The sequence below is a fragment of the Mesorhizobium sp. WSM4817 genome (assembly GCF_055811135.1).
The window spans coordinates 414,021-427,211 of the sequence record NZ_JBVVQQ010000003.1; the positions used below are offsets into that span (position 1 = coordinate 414,021).

Genomic DNA, 13,191 nt, shown 5'->3' on the forward strand with positions numbered 1-13,191 from the left:
TCCAATTATAAGCAGGGCAAATCTGCCGCCGATATGCGCACCGGCAAGCGCCGTTCTCCCAAAACATATGCAAAAGCGCAGATTCCCTACTCTTTCCTGCCAGAATATTCAGCAAGTTGGCAATTCCCGTAGCGCGCAGACTCGCAGCCACCGGGCGAAAATAATTTCAAGGCACGTTCACCGTGATCTGGACGAACGGAGGGGACCGTGAGGGAGCCGCAATATCAAAGAGAGGATGTCCGCTCAAGCGAGCTCTGCCGAAAAGGAGCCGCCCGATTGTGCCCCCAATCTCTCCGCGATTAGCCTCGATGGCCGCGCTCTATCGAGAAAAACCGTGTTGCGCGCCACTTGCCGGCTACGGCCGAGGCCCGCCGGCGCGCCGGTATTCGGATTGACATCGAACTTCGGAAAATTGCTCGAAGAGATATCCAGCCGCAGCCGATGGCCGGCACGGAACAGATTGGCAGTCGCAAATAGCTCGATGCGAAGCCGCATGATCTCTCCAGGCTTCACGAGTTCGGCTCTTTCGAATGAACGCCGGAAGCGGCAGCGGAAAATCCCGTCGGTCAGGTTCAGGGCAAAGCCCGTCGGATAGTCGGCGCTCGGTGGATAGACGTCGATCAGTTTCGCCGTGAAGTCGGTGTCGGGTGCATCGGTCGCCGCCCAGAGCTCCACCTCTACCCGTCCGAGCACGGTCAAATCGTCGGCAAGCGGCTCGGTCTCAAAGGAGAGGACATCGAGACGGGCGGAAAGCGGCAAGCCGAAATTGCGGCAGCCGAAGAACCTCTTGTCCTCTCTCTGGTCGAAGCCGCCGCCGGCGAAGATCGGCTGACCGCTGGTCAGCGCGCCGCCGATGGTCGGGACCGGATCGGCGGGATCGAAATCATAGCTCAGCGCGACGGCGTCGGGCGCAGGAAAGACCTCCGAGAGCCTGCCGTTGGGGTGCAGATAATAGCTTTGCTCCGTCACGTTCGGCAGCGGCCACCGCTTGCCTTTGATCCAGCGCCCGCCGTGATCGAGACGGCCCGTTTCATTTTTCGTGCCCTTTCCCCCGCCCATGACAAAAAGACGGATCGGCTCCTCGTCGAGATCGTCCTCCAACCCGCTCTTCAGCCAGCGATCGAACCAACGGCGACGAAACTCCAGCCAGCTTGCCGCCACATTGCCGCCGAGCGGAGCGTTCGGTCCGAAATCGACGTCGCCGGCAAAGGTCAGATTGCGATCGCCGTGCAGACCCGGACCCATGATCAAGGCGAGCGGCCGTTTGCCATTGCGTGCAAGGCCGGCGAAATTCTCGAACGTCGTCGGGACATAGACGTCGAACCAGCTCGAGATCAGGGCGATCGGAATGTGGGGAATGGCGTCGTAGAAGCCCGCTGCATGAATGCCGACCTGCTTCCAGAAGCCGTCGAAAGTCTCGTGCCGCCACTGCTCCAGCAGGTAAGCCTCGTAGTCCGGAGCCCAGCGGAGCGGGGAACGGCCCTCAGACCAGGGCATTTTGCCGAACCAGCGATGCAGGTTTTCCGCTTCGAGCGCCTTTCGGGCCAACTCGTCGCCGGCGGCGACGGCGCTCTCGCGGGCTTCCCGGTAGGCCCAGGTCGCCTGTTTCAGCTCGAACGCGCCGCCTTGGCGGATGCCGCAGGTGAAGGCGTTAGAGAATCCGCCGGAATCGAGGATCATGGTTGCAAGAGCCGGCGGCGCAAGGCACGCCGCCGCCATTTGGGTATGCGCAGCATAGGAAAGGCCCATGGTGCCGATCCGGCCACTGCACCAGGGCTGGGCTGCGATCCATGCAAGCGTGTCGTAGCCGTCCGGACCTTCGGAGCGATATTTGACGAACTCGCCTTCCGAGCCGTAGCGGCCGCGGCAGTCCTGGTAGACGACGATGTAGCCATGGCGCACGAAATGCTCGGCGACCGTCGCGCGATCCATCGGTTCGGTCATGCTGACCTCGAGTTCGGCGCGCGATGCCATCGCCTTGCCATAAGGCGTCCGCTCAACGATGACGGGAGCTGGCCGGTCCAGCGCGCGGCCTCCCCTTGCCGGTCGGTAGACGTCGGTCGCCAGTCTTACCCCATCGCGCATCGTCACCATAATATCGCGGCAGAGGACCATGTCATCGGTCACGGACTGGAACGCCTGGAGGTCGGTCATCTCAAAAAATTCCAAGGCGTTCAGGCGGCGGCGTCATTGAGGTGGCATGCGCTCTTGTGTCCGGCAGCAACCACCTTCAGTCGGGGCGCTTCGGTGCGGCAACGAGGCATCGCGTGCGGGCAGCGCGGGTGGAAATGACATCCGCTCGGCGGCGAGAGCGGGCTCGGCAATTCACCCTTGATCGCGGCAAAGCCGCGTCTGGTGGTTTCGATCCGCGGCACCTCGGCGAGAAGCGCCTGCGTGTAGGGATGGTTGGCCCGTGCAAAGATCTCCTCGGCCGGAGCCTCTTCGACAATGCGGCCGAGATACATGATCGCCACCCGATCGGAGATGTGCTCGACCACTCCGAGATCGTGGCTGATGAACAAGTAAGTGAGGTTCAGCCTCTCGCGCAGGTCCATGAAGAGATTGAGGATTTGCGCCTGGATCGAGACGTCCAAAGCGGCAACGGCCTCATCGCAGACGAGAAATTCCGGCTGCACGGCGAGCGCGCGCGCAATGCCGATCCGCTGGCGCTGGCCGCCGCTGAACTGATGCGGAAAGCGGTGTTTTAGCGCCGGATCGAGACCGGCACGCCGGAACTGTTGATCGACAAAGGTACCGAGATCGCCCTCAACCAGCCCGTGTACGCGCGGCGCCTCGCTGACGATATCGGCCGCTTTGCGGCGCGGATTGAGCGAGGCGTAGGGATTCTGGAATATCATCTGCACGCGCAGCTTGGCCTCACGCCGTTCGAGCGCCGGAAGCGCCTTCAAGTCCTTGCCGCGCCATGATACCGATCCCTTGCTGGGCGCCACGATGCCGGCGACGATCCGGCCCAGTGTGGACTTGCCGCATCCCGACTCGCCAACGAGGCCCAGAACCTCGCCCCTGCGAACGGCGAGGCTGACACCGTCGATCGCCTGCACGCTTGCCGTCGGTTTGGCGAGTTTGAACGAGATCGCCAAACGGGCCGCGAGATCCGGCCGCGTGCCGAAGCTGTGAGAAATCTCGTTCAGCTCGATCAGCGGCGCCATCCTGCTAGAACCCGCTGAGGAGCTTTGAATGTCTGCCGCAACCGGAGTGGAGGGGATCATACGCGGAACTCCGGCAAGGGATGAACGCAGCGGTGCTCGCGCGGGCCAGCAGTGAGCAGAGGCACCGCCTGGGCACACGCCGCGTCGGCGCGCGCGCAGCGCGGGGCGAAAGCGCATCCGGCCGGCAGCCGCGCAACACTGGGCGCCATTCCCGGGATCTGCCGAAGCCGCTCGCCACGCCGGTTGCGGCTGGGAACGGAGTCGATCAGACCGGCGGTATAAGGGTGCAACGGACGGGCGAGAACGTCCGACACCGGGCCGGATTCGACGATGCGGCCCGCATACATCACGGCGATCCGGTCGGCGAGCCGCGAGACGACGGCGAGATCATGCGTGATCCAGATCAGCGACGTGTTGTTCTGCGCCACGAGCTTTTGCATCTCGGCGAGAATCTGTGCCTGGATCGTCACATCGAGCGCGGTGGTCGGCTCGTCGGCGATGATGAAGTCCGGCCGTTGCAGCAGCGCAATAGCGATAACGACGCGCTGGCGCATGCCGCCGGAAAACTGATGCGGATAGGCCTGCAGCCGCTCATCCGGACTCGGGATCCCGACCATGCCGAGCGCGTCGCGCGCCCGCGCCCTGGCGTCCATGCGCGAGACGTTTTCATGCGCCTGCACCGCCTCGATCATCTGCGTGTCGATGCGCAGGACCGGGTTCAGCGTCATCATCGGATCCTGGAAGATCATCGCCATGCGGCGCCCGCGCAGCGCTCGCATCTCCTCGCGGCTGGAGCGGGTGATGTCGCGGCCGTCGAAGACGATCTGGCCGCCGACGATCGTGCCTGGCGGATCGACAAGGCCGATGATGGAAAAGCCGGTGACCGATTTGCCGGACCCGCTTTCACCGACGAGACCCAGAACCTCGCCGCGCGCGACGCTGAACGAGACGCCGTCGACGGCTTTTGCTTGTCCGAAATGGGTCCTGAGATCGCGGACTTCGAGCACGGTCGCATTCATTCGCGCCCCCGCGGGTTGAGCACGTCGCGGAGCCGATCACCTACGAGGTTGATCGCAACCACGGTAATCAGCAGCGCCACGCCGGGATAGAAACTGATCCACGTCATGCCGGAGAGCATGTACTGATAGCCGTTGGCGACCAGCAGGCCGAGACTGGGCTCGGTGATCGGCACACCGAGGCCAAGGAAGGACAAGGTCGCCTCCAGCGAGATGGCGCGCGCCACCTGCACCGTCGCGATCACGATCAGCGGCGGCAGGCAGTTGGGCAGAAGATGGACGAACAGGATGCGCCATCGCGGAATGGCGAGCGACTCTGCCGCCTCCATGTATTCCTTGCGCCGCTCCACCAGCGCCGTGCCGCGCGCGGCACGTGCATAAGTCGCCCATTCGACGATCACCAGAGCGAGTACGACGTTGAGGATTCCCTTGCCGAGAAAGGCGAGGATCATCAGTGCAACGAGAATGGAGGGGAAGGAGAGTTGCAGATCGACGATGCGCATGATCGCGGTCTCGGTCCGACCGCCGACATAGGCGGCGAGCAGGCCTAAAGAGGCGCCGAACAGCGCGGCGAAAAGCGCCGAGCTGACGCCGACGCCGAGCGATATGCGCAGGCCGTAGATGATGCCGGAAAGCATGTCACGACCCTGGTCGTCGGTGCCGAGCCAGAAAATCATGCCCGTCATCGATTGCGAGCCGGGCGGCAGGCGGCTGTCCATGATGTCGAGCTGGTTGAGGTCGTAGGGATTTTGCGGCGCTATAAGCGGCGCGAGCAGCGCCAGCCCGATGATCGCGGTCAGCAGCACGAAACCGGCAATGGCGGCAGGCGAGCGGAAGAATGCCCGCACGAGCACTCGAAACGGCGCCTCTTCACTCTTCTCGGCCTCGGTAGGCATCGGTGGCGGCAAGGTGTCGACGCTCATGTCACGGTCCCTCGCCCTGGAGCCGCACCCGCGGGTCGAGTGCCGTATAGGTCAGGTCGACGACGAGATTGATGATGACGAAGAAGGCGACGATCGCCATCAGGTATGCGGTGATGATCGGACGGTCGAGCACGTTGATGCTGTCGATGATCAACTTGCCCATGCCAGGCCAGCTGAACACGCTTTCGGTGACGACCGAGAAGGCGACGATAGAGCCGAATTCCAGGCCGATGATGGTCACCACCGGGATCATGATGTTCTTCGAGACGTGGACGCCGATCACGCGCGTTTCCCTGAGGCCCTTGGCCCGCGCGAACTTGACGAAATCGAGCGGCAGGACTTCGGCGACGCCGGCGCGCGTCAGGCGCAGAATGAGGCAGGCGTCAAACAAGGCGAGGTTCACCGCCGGCAGGATCAGGTGGGCAAGGCCGTCTTTGGTCAGGAACGCCCATTGGACACCGAACAGTTCGGCGGTCTGGCCGCGCCCGCCGCTCGGCAACCAGCCGAGCTGCACGGCGAAAAACATGATCAGCACCAGCCCGACCCAGAAGGTCGGCAACGAGAAGCCGAGGATGCTGACGGTCATGATGACGCGGCTCAAGATGCGATCCGGCCGCAGTCCGGCATAAAGCCCGAGCGGCACGCCGACGACGATGGCAATGAGGATGGCAGAGACGGCCAGTTCGAGTGTTGCCGGCAGTCGCTGCAGGATCACCCTGATCGCCGGCTCGTTGTAGACGTAACTCTCGCCAAGGTCCCCATGCAGCGCTGCCCAGAGGAAGCGGAGGTACTGCTGCCAAAGCGGCAGGTCGAGCCCGAGTGCCTGGACGACGCGCGCGCGCTCGATCTGATCGGCGTCGGGCGAGATCAAAATGTCGACGGGGTCGCCGATGACGTTGATCGCGATGAAGACGATAACCGTCATGGCGAACATGACCATCACAGCCTGGAGCAGCCGGCGCGCGACGGCTGCGGTCATGGCATCGCTCCGCAGCCTGATTGCCGGAAAGGGTCGCCGGTCGTCTGTGCGCGGCACATCACGCCGGCACCGCCATCGCCATGCCGTCGCGCTGCGGATCGGCGCCGCCGCGGCAAATTCCGTCTTCGATCTGGATGCCGTGGAGGGCGGCAAAAGCGTAACTTTGCCAGGAGCGCTTCACCTCGTAGCCCCGGCCCTCGATTTCTTCAGTGACATAGCGCGGAATGCGATTGGAGACGTCGATTGTGTTCGACACCGCCACGATCCTCGGGGCGGCCACCGCTTCCGACATGCTCATATCGAAATCAATGAGATTCATCAGCCCCTGCGCCATGGACGGCGCGATATAGCTGCCGCCGGGCGCTCCCATGACGATCACCGGCCGGTCGTCCTTGAATACGATTGTGGGAGCCGCAGAGCTGGCCCGCCGCTTGCCGGGAGCCAGCGATCCGGCCCGGCCCGGCCTTGGGTCGAAGCGGCTCATCGTTCCGTTGTACATGAATCCCAGCCCATCGGTGATCGCCCCCGAGGGACTGCCCAGCGTGTGGGTCAAGGCGACGGCATTGCCCTCATGGTCGACCACCGAAATATGGGTCGTGTCGCGCGGCGACCGGTCATCGACGCGCTCGATCCTGGCGCGCAGCCCGGCCTTGATCTCGGCGGCGAGCCCGCTGCAATAGTCGCGGGACAGCAGCCGCGCGACCGGCACGTCGACATAGGCAGGATCGCCGAGATGGCGGTCCTTGTCGATGGTCATGCGCTTCATCGCCTCCGCCAGCAGGACGATGTGCTCGGCACCGTCATGCTCCATGGCTCCGACATCAAAATGCTCGAGGATGTGGAGCAATTGCAGCATGGATATGCCGCTGGCGGGCGGCGGGCTGGTCGCAATATCGTAGCCACGATACTCGCCCCAGAGCGGTTGCGCGGTGGATAGCTCATAGCGCGCCAGATCATCCTTCCCGATAAGGCCGCCGTTGGCGGCCATGTCGGCGGCGATCTCTTCGGCGATCTCGCCTTTGTAGAAAATGTCCGGACCGGCGGCCGCGATGCGCTCGAGCGTTTGGGCGAGGTCGGTGTTGACGACGACGTCGCCTGGCAGCTTGACCGCGCCGTCCGGGCGAAAATAGATGGCGCGCCCCGTGTTGCTGAAGCGCAGCTTGTCAAGGGTCCGCACTTCGCCGGTATCTACGCCGTCCTGGGCCCAGTACCAATGGACATGCGGGCGGACCATAAAGCCGCGCCTCGCCTGCTTGGCGGCGGGTGCGACGACGTCGGCCCATTCAAAAGTGCCGTATCTCGCCAGCGCCTCGGCATAGCCCTTGACACTGCCCGGCGTGCAGACGGCGAGATAGCCGATCTCGCTGATGCCGCCTTCCAGCAGAAAGGCGAAGCCGTCGCGCGACTGGCCGACCAGAAGGTCGCTCCACATTTCAGGCGACGCTTTGAGCGGCGCCCTGGCGTAGAATTCTAGCACCTCGTGCACGCCGCGTCGCGGCATATAGACCTGCATCGAGCCAAAGCCCCCGATGCCGGCCATTTGAGGGTCTGCGACGCCTTGCATGAAAGCGCAGGCGATCGCCGCATCGACGGCGTTGCCGCCGCGTTTGAGCACCAGCGCGCCCGCCTCGACCGCCTCCGGCTGCGGCGCAACGATCATTGCATTCATCTTGATGCGTTCCGTCGTTCCTTGAGCGCCTGGGCCAGGAAATCCTTGACCGGATCGAGAACCGCGTCGCGTTCGTGGGCTACCCCGGGCAGCAAATCAAAGCGTACGCGCGCACCCGCTTCCTCGAACGATCGACACAACGTGCTGAGGCGTTCCGGCCTCGTTTGTCCTGCATCGTTGGCGCCCGGCATCCAATGCGCGCTGCCTTGGATATGCGTGATTTCCCAGGTCTCCAGGTCGGCATCGCCGACGATCATCTGGACAGGCACTTTTGCCAGCGCTGCGGCGTCGAAGGTGATGCCGAACTTCTCCGGCAGATCGCGAATGCCCACCCACCAGTCCCGCGTGGGATCGAGCAGGGTCACCGATCCCGGTGCGCCGATCGACGCCGCCCATAGCCTGTCGGGATGAAGGATGGCGAAGCGATGGGTGAAATGCCCGCCGCCGGAAAACCCGAACATAGCGAAGCGGGTCCAGTCCTGACGGTATTTCGCGACGACTTCCTCGACTATCGCGAGCAGCACCTGATCGTAGCGGATGTCGCCCTCGATCATGTATTTGTATCCGCTGCGGGCATCGTCGCCGAGAACGCCCATTGGAAACACCGGGCACAAAATGGCGCAGTCGTTCCAGCGTCCGAACTCGGCGAACGCATCACGGAAACCCAGGAACGAGGTGCGGCCGGTACCATGGACGGCCACCAGTAGGTCGACTTGGGCGCCTTCCCCAACCGCGGGCGGTACATACAGGCAATAGTGGAAGCGTGGGTCCGATTTGGAAGCAAAGATGGCGGTCGCGCCAAGATCGTATGTAGCGCGACCGCGATCCGCAACAGATCCCGTGGCGATGCTCGTCAAGTCTACATCTCCTCAGACAATCTTGGCGTTCATGGCCAGCGTATACTGGTCGGCCCGCGTCGTGAACTGAAGGTCCTTTCGGGCAGCCACGACGAGAACCTCATGGTGCAGCGGAATCAGGGCGACGTCGTTGAAGACGATGTCGCTGAGCTCCGAGAGCATAATTTCGCGTTTGGTGTCGTCCAGCGTCCGCTTCGCCACAGCCAGTTTGGCATCGAGATCGGGATTGGAGTAGCGGCCCGAATTGGCGATGCCCATACCGGCGTCCGGATTCTGCGTCGCGACCAGAGCTGTCATCGGGTTCGAGGTTTCGCCTGTGTTGACGCCCCAGGAGTCCAGATTGACGCTGAACTCATGGGCATCCGCCTTGTCGGCATAAACCGACCAGGGCATGACCTCGACGCTGACTTCCAGGCCGATGCGAGAGAACATCTGGGCCACGGCCTGCACGATCTTCGAATCGTTGACGATACGATCATTTGGCCCGTGGATCGTCAGGCGGAAGCCATCGGGGTAGCCGGCCTCGGCAAGCAGGGCCGTGGCTTTTGCAGCGTCGAATGGAACGGGTTTGATAGCAGCCGAGGTGCCCGGGGCGCCGGCGGGCAGAAACTGTGAAGCGACAATGGCATTGCCCTGCATCAAACGCTCGACAATGGCGCTGCGGTCGATCGCCATGGACAGCGCCTGCCGCACACGCAGATCCTTCAGCGGGTTGCGGTCGAGCGGCTTGCCATCCTTGCCGCTGATGAAGGGCGTCACGTCCCTGAACGTGTCCAGCGAGAAGAAGACCACCCGGCTCGATACGCCGCGGATGATGTGAAAGCGCTCGTCTTGTTCGACGCGGGCAACACCCTCGTAGGGCACCTGTTCGACGAGATCGAGATCGCCGGCGAGCAGGTTGGCAAGCCGCGCGCCGGCATCGGTGACGATGCGGAGCTCGACGTCCGGCAAAGCAGGCCTCGGTCCCCAGTAGTTGGGATTGGCGGAAAGCGCGACACGGTTGCCGGAAACATATTCCTTCAGCACATAGGGGCCAGTTCCGATCGCCGCGGTGCCGTTGTTGAACTGATCGCTCGGGGTATCCTTGAACTTGGCGCGGATGATGCGAATGCGACTGAGCGAATTGGGCAGAAGCGGCTCCGGCTGCTTGGTTTCGATGAGAAGCTTGCCGGCTTGGGGCGAAGTGATCGACTTGATGTTGCGCGTGTAGGTCCGGAACGACGCCGTGCTGTCGATGGTGTTGGCCCGGTCGAATGAGACGACGATGTCGTCTACGGTGAGCGGCTCACCGTCGCTGAAGCGCACGTCTGGGCGCAGGTCGAACTCCCAATGGGTGTTGTCGACCGCGCGCCAGGCCGTCGCCAGCCCCGGTCTGGAGATCGACTTTTCGTCGTTGGTGACAAGCGTGTCGTAGATATGGGTGGCAAGCGCGTTGTTCGGCGCATTGCTCTTCAGATGCGGGTCTAGCGTCGTCGGCGGAGCAGCCATGCCGATCCGCAATTGGCCGGTTGCCGCGGCGTGGGCAAGCCCTGTCCAGCCAATACCTTGCAAGACGGCGGCACCACCGAGCGCCCATTGCACCAGCGCACGGCGCGATATTGTCCGGTTCATCATTGTTTTTTCTCCGGTGTCCACTCTGGATAGTTCCGTCGGAGGAGTTCTTTTCCGCTGCCGCTTGCCATGATCGAGCCCAGCTTGGGATCCGCTGATGGTGCCGGCCTCCTTCCTGACAGCGAGTGAAACGAAAGCTTCACTATTTGTCAACACAGATAAACCATCGTTTCACTAGACGATACAAATTTTCTTGTTTAACCTTCTGCACGAGACGCTTTGGCGAGGAAGTGAGAAATGACCGATCAAGCAGATACCCGGTACACGGTCGATTCCGTCGATCGCGCGATCAGTTTGTTGCAGACTGTGGCCGGCGAGGCAGATCTTGGCGTTTCCGAAATCGCGCGGCGTTCCGGCGACAGCAAGGCGCGCGCTTTCCGGCTTTTGCAGACGCTGGTGCGGCGCGGCTTGCTGGCGCGATCATCGGATGGAAAAGGCTATCGCCTCGGCCTCGCTGCATTGATGCTGGGCCACGCCGCCAGCGAACAGATGGACCTGATCCGCATAGCAAACCCTGTTCTGGAAGAACTCGGTCAGAAGATCGGCGAAACCACCCAGTTGCGGATCCGCGATGACCAGGAAAGCCTTTGCGTCGCCAAATGGGAGCCGAAGCGGGACCTTCGCGTCAATGCGATTGTCGGCCGGCGGCGTCCGCTACATGCCGGTTCGAGCAAGGCGTTCCTGGCCCATATGGGTGATGAGGAGCGCGAGGCCATTCTTTCCGGCCCGTTGAAGCGCTTCACCAAGAAAACGGTGACCGATCCTCGGCTTCTTAGGGGCGGGCTCGAGCAAATCCGCAAGGCGAAGTTTTTCGTCAGTCGCGGCGAGATCAACGACGATCTGATTTCGATCACCGCACCGGTGTTCGTGGCGCCGGGTAAGATAATCGCGGCGCTGAACATCGCTGCCCCGGAAAACCGGGTGCCGGAAGAGCGTATAAGCGAACTGGGCGACATGGTGGCCCGGGCCGCCCATCGTATTTCCGCCGCCCTTGGCTTCCGCTCGCCGGCTGCCAATGACATAGCGAGTTGAACTGGTGCCAAGCATCACACTGCCTCGGCAGATTGCGACGAGGGGTGTATCTCCGGAACGGTGAAAACCGACACCTCGCCCTTGAAGCCTTCCAGTTCAAACACGCCCGCCTGGACAACCGGCATCGACGCTCCCTCCGCAAATCCGGGACCAAGCACCAGAGGGATGCTCAGCTTTTTGGTCGTTGACTCGAGCCGTGCCGCGCGGTTCACCGGCGAGCCAATCGCGGTGTAATCGAAGCGCCGTTCGGAGCCGAAATTCCCGACGGAGCAGATGCCAGTCTCGATGGCGACGCCGATTTCGATAGGGGGATGCCCGCGCGCGGTAAGCGCGGCGTTTTCGCGCTTGACCCGTTCGATCAGGGCGAGCCCCGCTTCAAGCGCGCGCTCGCGATGATCTGGCTGGTCAAGCGGCGCGTTCCAGAAGGCTAGCACGGCATCGCCCATGAACTTGTCGATCGTCCCGTCGCGCTTGAGTATCTCATCGGTCGCAAGGCCGAGAAAGTGATTGACCACCTTTCCGATTTCCTGGGCACCGAGTTGTTCGCTCATCGTCGTGAAGCCGCGTATGTCACTCAGCAGGATTGTGATCTCGCGCTTCTCGCCGGACAGGATCGCTTCGGTGTCCGAATTTGCGAGGCGCTGCACCACGGAGGGCGACAGATATTGGGAAAACTGCCGTGCCAGGGTGGACCGGCGCTGCTCGCTGCGCCTGTAGAGGGCATAGCCTTCGAAGCCAGCTACGAGGATCGTCGCAAGCGCCGGCTGCAGTGGGTCATAGAGCTTACCCTGCAGGCTGTATTCGAGAGCGCCGAACGCGAAGGGCGTGGCAGCCAGGAGCGCCAGAGCGAGGGCGCCAAGCATGACACGCTGGGCGAGCACTCCGGAAAGCCCGATGAAAACGATGCCACTGAGGACCAACCACAGCCGCTCCAGCGTACGCGCTTGCGTTGGCTCTACAAGATAGCGCCCGGCAAGGATCTGGCCGATTGCATCAGCGTGGATGTCCACGCCTGGTCGCGCCGGACGCGCCGGGGTGGGCAGATACTGCGTCAATCCCACGGCTGACAGATCAACAATGGCGATCGCGTTCCGCAGCAGCGGATCGCCGCGACCCGAAAGGATATTACTGGCAGATATGCGCGGCGTATTGGTGTCGGTTTCCCAGAGGCGGATGCTGCCCTGCGGCTCAAGTGGCACAATGGTCCCGGCCATCCTGAGCGCGTCAAACCCGGCGACATTCATCCGGGCTACGTAGCCGCTCTCTCCGGCGTAGAGGCGCAGGAGTTCGAGCGCGAACGACGGCCAGAGCTGCACGCCTTGAGCCGTATTTCGGAGCCAGAGCAGCGGCACATGGCGTAGTACGCCGTCGGGATCGGGCAAAGTGCGAATTACGCCGAGGCCTGCAGCGGCGCTCGAGAAATCAGGAAGGGAGCCTGTCAGACCGGTGAAGCCAGGAAGCGTCTCGGGTACCTGCCCGACGATCGACCAGCCGGCTTTGGGCTCTGCGTCTGAAACCGTCACCTCGTTGCCCAGGCTGACGGCGAGCGCCGTTCGATTTTTCGCCAGTGCGCTGGCGAGGCGCTTGTCTCCGGCGATGCCATCAGGAGAGATATCAGCCTCGGGCAGCACCAGCGCAAGCCCGATCACCGCGGCACCGGACTCGGCGACACCATCGACCAGATCGGCCAAAAGGCCACGGTTCCAAGGCCATCGCCCATATGCCTTAAGGCTCGCGTCGTCTATCGAGACAATGACAACAGGATTGCTCGTCGCCTGGCGCGGGGCGAGGGACTGGTAGAGGTCGTACGTGCGCTCGCGCAGGCGCGACAGCGGCCCGTCGAAAGCAAAATGGCAAGCGAGCAGCAAGAGTACGACCGCAAGACCAGGTATTTTCCGCCTGGCAGCCCGCCGCCAATCAAGCGAGGGGCTCAT

At 63.0% G+C, this 13,191-nt stretch carries 10 protein-coding genes; 1 reads left to right on the forward strand and 9 read right to left on the reverse strand.

The features are described from left to right. Nucleotides 1–243 precede the first annotated feature (243 nt). The 8 genes from AC0L2K_RS06825 to AC0L2K_RS06860 are packed head-to-tail and all read right to left on the reverse strand — an operon-like array spanning nt 244 to nt 10,228. Nucleotides 244–2,154: a CocE/NonD family hydrolase gene (locus AC0L2K_RS06825; RefSeq protein ID WP_473524266.1), complete on the reverse strand. Its 1,911-nt coding sequence runs from the start codon at nt 2,152–2,154 to the stop codon at nt 244–246. A 20-nt stretch (nt 2,155–2,174) separates the two neighbouring features. Next, entirely contained in the window at nt 2,175–3,170 is a 996-nt protein-coding gene (locus AC0L2K_RS06830; protein WP_473530942.1) for an ABC transporter ATP-binding protein, read from the reverse strand. Between the two features lie 56 nt (nt 3,171–3,226). Next, complete coding sequence (locus tag AC0L2K_RS06835; protein WP_473530943.1) at nt 3,227–4,189, reverse strand: ABC transporter ATP-binding protein; 963 nt, start codon at nt 4,187–4,189, stop codon at nt 3,227–3,229. Continuing rightward, complete coding sequence (locus AC0L2K_RS06840; RefSeq protein ID WP_128245655.1) at nt 4,186–5,082, reverse strand: ABC transporter permease; 897 nt, start codon at nt 5,080–5,082, stop codon at nt 4,186–4,188. Before AC0L2K_RS06840 ends, AC0L2K_RS06835 begins: the two co-directional genes overlap by 4 nt. Nucleotides 5,083–5,110: 28 nt before the next feature. Continuing rightward, nucleotides 5,111–6,088, reverse strand: a complete 978-nt coding sequence (locus tag AC0L2K_RS06845; RefSeq protein ID WP_473530944.1) for an ABC transporter permease — start codon at nt 6,086–6,088, stop codon at nt 5,111–5,113. 58 nt (nt 6,089–6,146) lie between these two features. Next, nucleotides 6,147–7,757 carry a gamma-glutamyltransferase gene (ggt, locus tag AC0L2K_RS06850; protein WP_128167579.1) on the reverse strand — a complete coding sequence of 537 codons (1,611 nt, stop codon included), beginning with the start codon at nt 7,755–7,757 and terminating at the stop codon, nt 6,147–6,149. Then, the gene (locus AC0L2K_RS06855) at nt 7,754–8,614 is read right to left on the reverse strand and encodes an alpha/beta hydrolase (protein WP_128167580.1); all 861 of its coding nucleotides are present in this window, start codon (nt 8,612–8,614) and stop codon (nt 7,754–7,756) included. The genes ggt and AC0L2K_RS06855 overlap by 4 nt, the downstream gene beginning before the upstream one ends. A gap of 12 nt (nt 8,615–8,626) precedes the next feature. Further along, nucleotides 8,627–10,228, reverse strand: a complete 1,602-nt coding sequence (locus tag AC0L2K_RS06860; RefSeq protein ID WP_473530945.1) for an ABC transporter substrate-binding protein — start codon at nt 10,226–10,228, stop codon at nt 8,627–8,629. A gap of 234 nt (nt 10,229–10,462) precedes the next feature. Between AC0L2K_RS06860 and AC0L2K_RS06865 the strand changes: the two genes are divergently transcribed. Beyond that, nucleotides 10,463–11,257 (forward strand): IclR family transcriptional regulator, encoded by a 795-nt coding sequence (locus tag AC0L2K_RS06865; protein WP_091597394.1) that lies wholly within the window; start codon nt 10,463–10,465, stop codon nt 11,255–11,257. Between the two features lie 14 nt (nt 11,258–11,271). Here AC0L2K_RS06865 and AC0L2K_RS06870 read toward each other — a convergent pair whose 3' ends face one another. Continuing rightward, the gene (locus tag AC0L2K_RS06870; protein ID WP_473530946.1) at nt 11,272–13,191 is read right to left on the reverse strand and encodes a CHASE2 domain-containing protein; all 1,920 of its coding nucleotides are present in this window, start codon (nt 13,189–13,191) and stop codon (nt 11,272–11,274) included.

What these genes read in the sequence shown, in the direction of transcription:
- AC0L2K_RS06825 (WP_473524266.1), bottom strand. Translation starts at nt 2,154, where the DNA reads ATGACCGACCTCCAGGCGTTCCAGTCCGTGACCGATGACATGGTCCTC.
- AC0L2K_RS06830 (WP_473530942.1), bottom strand. Translation starts at nt 3,170, where the DNA reads ATGGCGCCGCTGATCGAGCTGAACGAGATTTCTCACAGCTTCGGCACG.
- AC0L2K_RS06835 (WP_473530943.1), bottom strand. Translation starts at nt 4,189, where the DNA reads ATGAATGCGACCGTGCTCGAAGTCCGCGATCTCAGGACCCATTTCGGA.
- AC0L2K_RS06840 (WP_128245655.1), bottom strand. Translation starts at nt 5,082, where the DNA reads ATGCCTACCGAGGCCGAGAAGAGTGAAGAGGCGCCGTTTCGAGTGCTC.
- AC0L2K_RS06845 (WP_473530944.1), bottom strand. Translation starts at nt 6,088, where the DNA reads ATGACCGCAGCCGTCGCGCGCCGGCTGCTCCAGGCTGTGATGGTCATG.
- ggt (WP_128167579.1), bottom strand. Translation starts at nt 7,757, where the DNA reads ATGAATGCAATGATCGTTGCGCCGCAGCCGGAGGCGGTCGAGGCGGGC.
- AC0L2K_RS06860 (WP_473530945.1), bottom strand. Translation starts at nt 10,228, where the DNA reads ATGATGAACCGGACAATATCGCGCCGTGCGCTGGTGCAATGGGCGCTC.
- AC0L2K_RS06865 (WP_091597394.1), top strand. Translation starts at nt 10,463, where the DNA reads ATGACCGATCAAGCAGATACCCGGTACACGGTCGATTCCGTCGATCGC.
- AC0L2K_RS06870 (WP_473530946.1), bottom strand. Translation starts at nt 13,191, where the DNA reads ATGAGCCCCTCGCTTGATTGGCGGCGGGCTGCCAGGCGGAAAATACCT.